General features: G+C 60.2%; 6 protein-coding genes. 2 read left to right on the top strand and 4 right to left on the bottom strand.

Annotation, left to right across the window (positions count from 1 at the left end; translation table 11 throughout):
- Positions 1 to 105: 105 nt before the first annotated feature.
- From QMX91_RS28455 to QMX91_RS28440, 4 genes are all read right to left on the bottom strand, one after another.
- A complete protein-coding gene (locus QMX91_RS28455) occupies positions 106 to 1938 on the bottom strand; it encodes an ABC transporter ATP-binding protein (RefSeq protein ID WP_223007649.1) in 1833 nt (610 codons plus the stop codon).
- Positions 1939 to 2026: 88 nt separating this feature from the next.
- Positions 2027 to 2590, bottom strand: a complete 564-nt coding sequence (locus QMX91_RS28450; protein WP_095138580.1) for a peptidylprolyl isomerase — start codon at positions 2588 to 2590, stop codon at positions 2027 to 2029.
- A 3-nt stretch (positions 2591 to 2593) separates the two neighbouring features.
- A complete protein-coding gene (locus tag QMX91_RS28445; protein WP_096796627.1) occupies positions 2594 to 3397 on the bottom strand; it encodes an alpha/beta hydrolase in 804 nt (267 codons plus the stop codon).
- Positions 3398 to 3411: 14 nt separating this feature from the next.
- A complete protein-coding gene (locus tag QMX91_RS28440) occupies positions 3412 to 4335 on the bottom strand; it encodes a LysR family transcriptional regulator (RefSeq protein WP_027614550.1) in 924 nt (307 codons plus the stop codon).
- 49 nt (positions 4336 to 4384) lie between these two features.
- Between QMX91_RS28440 and QMX91_RS28435 the strand changes: the two genes are divergently transcribed.
- Entirely contained in the window at positions 4385 to 4699 is a 315-nt protein-coding gene (locus tag QMX91_RS28435) for a 3-phosphoglycerate kinase (protein WP_098967723.1), read from the top strand.
- Between the two features lie 230 nt (positions 4700 to 4929).
- Positions 4930 to 5529 (top strand): FMN-dependent NADH-azoreductase, encoded by a 600-nt coding sequence (locus tag QMX91_RS28430; protein ID WP_096796629.1) that lies wholly within the window; start codon positions 4930 to 4932, stop codon positions 5527 to 5529.
- Positions 5530 to 5778: the final 249 nt, after the last annotated feature.

Here is a 5778-nt window from a genome sequence, read left to right as displayed (position 1 = left end):
TGGGGGCTGGCGCCCTATGGCGGTGTGCCACACAAATGTTCGGTACTGACACCCCGCTTTCGGGAGCAAGCCCCCTCCCACATTGGAGTTGTATTGATTCAATGATCAATCGATCCCGACAAATCCCCCGGTCTGGTGCGCCCACAACCGCGCATACAATCCGCGATGCGCCAGCAGTTCGGCGTGGGTACCGCTCTCGGCGATCTTGCCGTTTTCCAGCACTACCAGCCGATCCATGCGAGCGATGGTCGAGAGACGGTGAGCAATGGCGATCACGGTTTTGCCTTGCATCAGGGTTTCCAGGCTTTCCTGGATCGCCGCTTCGACTTCCGAGTCGAGTGCCGAGGTTGCTTCGTCCATGATCAGGATCGGCGCGTCCTTGAGCAGCACCCGGGCAATCGCAATGCGCTGGCGCTGACCGCCGGACAGTTTCACCCCGCGTTCGCCGACGTGCGCGTCGAAACCGGTACGGCCCTCAGCGTCCGACAGCAGCGGAATGAACTCGTCGGCGCGGGCCTTGTGCACCGCGTCCCAGAGTTCGGCGTCGGTGGCGTCAGGCTTGCCATACAGCAAGTTGTCGCGGATCGAGCGGTGCAGCAGGGAGGTGTCCTGCGTGATCATGCCGATGCGTGCGCGCAGGCTTTCCTGGCCGACTTCAGCGATGTTCTGCCCATCGATCAGGATCCGTCCGCCCTCTACGTCATACAGGCGCAGCAGCAGGTTGACCAAGGTCGATTTGCCGGCGCCGGATGGCCCGATCAGGCCGATTTTCTCGCCGGGTTTAATGGTCAGGTTGAGGTCGCCGATGATGCCTTTCTTCTTGCCGTAGTGAAAATCCACGTGCTCGAAACGCACTTCGCCACGAGCCACGGCCAGCGGTTTGGCCTGCTCGCGATCAGTGACGCTGACCGGTTGCGAGATGGTCTGCAGACCGTCCTGGACCATGCCGATGTTTTCGAAGATGCCGGTGACTACCCACATGATCCAGCCGGACATATTGACGATACGAATCACCAGACCGGTGGCCAGGGCGATAGCACCGACGGTGATCAGCGACTGCGTCCACAGCCACAGCGCCAGCGCGGTGGTGCCGACGATCAGCAGGCCGTTCATGGTGGTGATCGCCACGTCCATGCTGGTCACCACGCGGCCGGCCATCTGCGCCTTGACCGTCTGTTCTTCGATGGCTTCCTTGGCGTAGTGCTGTTCGAAATTGGTGTGGGCGAACAGCTTCAGGGTGGCGATGTTGGTGTAGCCGTCGACGATCCGCCCCATCAGTTTCGAGCGCGCGTCGGAAGCTTCCACCGAACGCTCTTTCACCCGCGGCACGAAGTAGTACAGCGCGCCGATGTAGGCAGCGATCCACGTCAGCAGCGGGATCATCAGGCGCCAGTCGGCTTCGGCGAACAGCACCAGCGAACTGATCGCGTAGATCACCACATGCCACAGCGCATCCACCGCTTGCACCGCCGAATCGCGCAGCGAGTTGCCGGTCTGCATGATGCGTTGGGCGATGCGCCCGGCGAAGTCGTTCTGGAAGAAATTCAGGCTCTGCTTGAGCACGTAACTGTGGTTCTGCCAGCGGATCATGCTGGTCATGCCGGGGCTGAGGGTCTGATGCACCAGCAGGTCGTGCAGGCCGAAAAAGATCGGCCGCAGTACCAGGGCGACTACCACCATCCACGTCAGTTCGAGGGCGTGGTCGCTGAAGAAATTCGGGTTGGGCGTGCCTTGGGCCAGGTCGATGATGCGGCTCAGGTAGCTGAACAGCGCGACTTCGATCAACGCGGCAAACAGGCCGACGACGAGCAGGGCGGCGAAACTCGGCCAGACCTGCTTGAGGTAATAGGTATAGAAGGGCCAGACACGATCCGGAGGGGAGGCCGTGGGGGCGTCGCGGAATATGTCGATCAGTTGTTCGAAACGGCGATAGAGCATCAGATAACCGCCCGGATGCCGGGCTCTCCTTTTATCGGTGTGAGCGGCGTGGCTTCAGGCCAGCGCCGCTCGAAACGCCCTGTACAGCTTAGTCGATGACTTTGGCCGACTTGATGATCACAGGGTCGACAGGCACGTTTTGCATGCCCTGTTTGGTGGTGGTTTGCGAGTTGACGATGATGTCGACCACGTCCATGCCTTTGACCACTTTGGCGAATACCGCGTAACCGGCATCACGGCCCGGATCGAGGAAGGCGTTGTCGGCGACGTTGATGAAGAACTGGCTGGTGGCCGAATCAGGGTTGGAGGTACGGGCCATCGACAAAGTGCCGCGAACGTTATGCAGACCGTTGCTGGCTTCGTTCTTGATCGGCGCCTTGGTTTCTTTCTGCTGCATCTGTGGCGTGAAACCGCCGCCCTGAGCCATGAAGCCCGGGATCACGCGGTGGAAAATGGTGTTGGTGTAAAAACCGCTGTTGACGTAATCCAGAAAGTTTTTGGTACTGATTGGCGCCTTGACCGGGTCCAGTTCGATTTCGATCTGGCCGTTGGTAGTGTCCAGCAGCACGTGCGGTGCTTTGGCCGGGGTGGCAGCCATCAGGTTGGCAGCAAACAGCACGGTGCCGGCGGCGAGGGCGAGTTTTTTCAGCATGGGTCAGTGATCCTGAGATTGAATGTCGGCTGCGGCGAGAAACTCCAGCAGCGTTTGGTTGAAGTGTTCGGGTTGATCGAGCGGGGTGGCGTGGCGCGAGTCGGCGATGACCACCAGCCGCGCATCGGGCAGCAGTTTTACATAGGTTTCTTTCAGTGCTACCGGCGTGTAGTCACGGTCGGCAGTCACGATGAGGGTTGGACAGGTCACCCGGGAAAGTCGTTCCTGGACGCCCCAGCCAACAATCGCATCGAAGCTGGCGAGATAAGCACGTTTGTCGTTTTTTGCCCAGCGTTCGGCCATTTTCTGCCGCAGATCAGCCTGCTCGGGTTTCGGGAACAGTTTGCCGCCTAATGCCTTGCCAATGGTCGCGAGGCTGAGCACGCGCATCAGGCTCCAGCGCTTGAACCACTGCCAGTAATCGTCGCGGCTGCGCAGTTTGACCTCGGGGGCGCTGTTGACGATGGTCAGGCTTTTCAGCATTTGCGGCTGATCGACGCCGAACTGAAAGCCGATCATCCCGCCCATCGACAGCCCGACGTAATGCACCGGGCCGAGTTTCAGGTGTTCGATCAACGCCAGCAGATCGGCGCTGAACCCGGCGATGCTGTAGCGCTCGCGAGGTTTGTCCGAGCGACCGTGACCACGTATATCCGGAACGATCACCCGGTAGTGCGCCGACAGCGCCGGGATCTGCATTTCCCAGTCCAGGGTGCTCGAACCCAGTCCGTGAACCAGTAGCAACGGGGTGCCGTGGCCATATTCCTCGTAGTGCAGGTTGCAACCTTCATGTTCGAAATAGGCCATCGGTGAACTCCGTGTCAGGCTTGCTCGGGGGCGGCGAACGGTGCGTCAAGCGGCAAAGTGTCGAAGGTACGCAACAGTTCGATGAGGATTTGTGTGGCCGGGCCCAGCGGTTTGTCCTTGTTCGAATACAGATAGAAGCTCGGGTTGCGGCTGCCACCCTGATCCAACGGTAGCAGCTTGAGCGTGCCTTCCTTCAATTCCCGTTCGATCATGTGCCGTGGCAGCCAGGCAAAGCCCAGGCCGCTGCTGACGAACGTGGCAGCCGTGGCGAGGCTGCCGACGGTCCAGCGCTGTTCGGCGCCGAGCCAGCCGACGTCGCGTGGTTGCTGGCGGCCGGAGTCGCGGATCACCACCTGCATCTGGGTTTCCAGGTCCTGGAAGCTCAGCTCGCGGTTGAGCCGATGCAGGGCGTGATCCGGGTGGGCGACGGCGACGAACTCGACGTCGCTCAATTCCGCACCGAGGTAGCCGGGAATGCTCAGGCCGGTGATCGCCAGATCGGCGACGCCTTCGAGCAAGACTTCCTCGACCCCCGACAGCACTTCTTCGCGCAGACGCACGCGGCAGCCGCGACTCTGCGGCATGAACGCGGTCAGCGCCCGGACGATACGGGCGCTCGGGTAGGCCGCATCGACCACCAGCCGCACCTCTGCCTCCCAGCCTTGCTCCATGTGATGGGCGAGGTCTTCCAGTTGGCTGGCCTGTTTCACCAGTTGTCGCGAGCGGCGCAGCAGCACACCGCCGGCTTCGGTGAGCACCGCTTTACGACCGTCAATGCGCAGCAACGGCACGCCGAGCTGGTCCTGCATGCGGGCGACGGTGTAACTCACCGAAGATTGCGAACGGTGCAAAACCTCGGCGGCCTGGGCGAAACCACCGTGGTCGACCACGGCCTGCAATGTTCGCCATTGATCAAGGGTCACGCGGGGCGCTTTCATCAATAGCTCCTCTTGTCCTAAGCTGGCCGTCCCTCATGGAGACTGGCGAATGAAAAAATTCTGTTGTGTGGTGCTCGCGTTGCTGCCGCTGACTGCGTTTGCTTACCCGATCGATGTGCAGAAGAACCTCAATGGCTTGAAGATCGACTACGAGACCTTCGACACCGACAAAGACATCGGCTCCATCCGGGTCGCCAACTACGGTGATGTCGACGCGACCTGCAAAGTCGTTTTCAACAATGGTCCGGAAGCACCGCGTACGCGCAACATCGAAGTCCCGGCCCGCAAGCATACGAATGCCACGGCCAAGTTCTCCCGCGAGATCATCAGGCTGCGCATCGACCTGAGCTGCAGCCCGAAATAACGGTCGATCCCTTGTAGGAGTGAGCCTGCTCGCGATAGCGGTGTGTCAGTAACCCTAATGTGTCTGACACACCGCTATCGCGAGCAGGCTCACTCCTACAAGGGTACGTGTCAGCATCTAAACGAATTATTCGATGCTTTGCAGCAATTATTTGCGCTTTTTCATCGATACGACCCTGTTTAACCTTCACTCCATCGACCTACAACATTCTCGGATGGAGACTACACACCATGTCCCGCGTTCTGATCATCGAAAGCAGCGCCCGCCAGCAAGATTCGGTTTCCCGTCAACTGACCCAGACCTTCATTGGTCAGTGGAAAGCGGCGCATCCCAACGATCAGATCACCGTGCGTGACCTCGCCGTGAATCCCGTTCCACACCTGGACGCCAACCTGCTGGGCGGCTGGATGAAGCCTGCCGAGCAGCGCAACGCCAGCGAACAATCGTCGCTGGAGCGCTCCAACGAATTGACCGACGAGCTGCTCGCTGCCGACGTACTGGTGATGGCTGCTCCGATGTACAACTTCGCGATCCCGAGCACCCTCAAGGCCTGGCTCGACCACGTGCTGCGTGCCGGCGTGACCTTCAAGTACACCGAAACCGGCCCGCAAGGCCTGCTCAGCGGCAAACGTGCCTACGTGCTGACCGCTCGCGGCGGCATCTACGCCGGCGGCCCGGCCGACCATCAGGAACCGTACCTGCGTCAGGTCATGGGTTTCATCGGCATCCACGACGTGACCTTCATTCACGCCGAAGGCATGAACCTGGGCGGCGACTTCCAGGAGAAGGGCCTGAATCAGGCCAACGCCAAACTGTCCCAGGTCGCTTGATATGTTAATCGCCAGATAATCGCCGCTTGTTTAAGTGACCTGGCGCAACCCCTTCAAGGCTCTACGCGCATCGAACCTCCCTTTGCACTTGTTGCTCCTGAGTGCTGTAGCCCGATTGAACGCTTTAGCGAGATCGGGCTTTTTTTTGCCTGGGATTATCTGAGCAACGTGTAACCCCTGTGGGAGCGGGCTTGCTCGCGAAGGCGGTGTGTCAGTCAACTATTCGTCGACTGACACGATGCCTTCGCG

The sequence above is a fragment of the Pseudomonas sp. PS01299 genome (genome assembly GCF_029960145.1).
GTDB classification, from domain to species: domain Bacteria; phylum Pseudomonadota; class Gammaproteobacteria; order Pseudomonadales; family Pseudomonadaceae; genus Aquipseudomonas; species Aquipseudomonas putida_A.
Note: the sequence above shows the minus strand (reverse complement) of the source record. Positions and strands in the feature narration are given on the sequence as shown.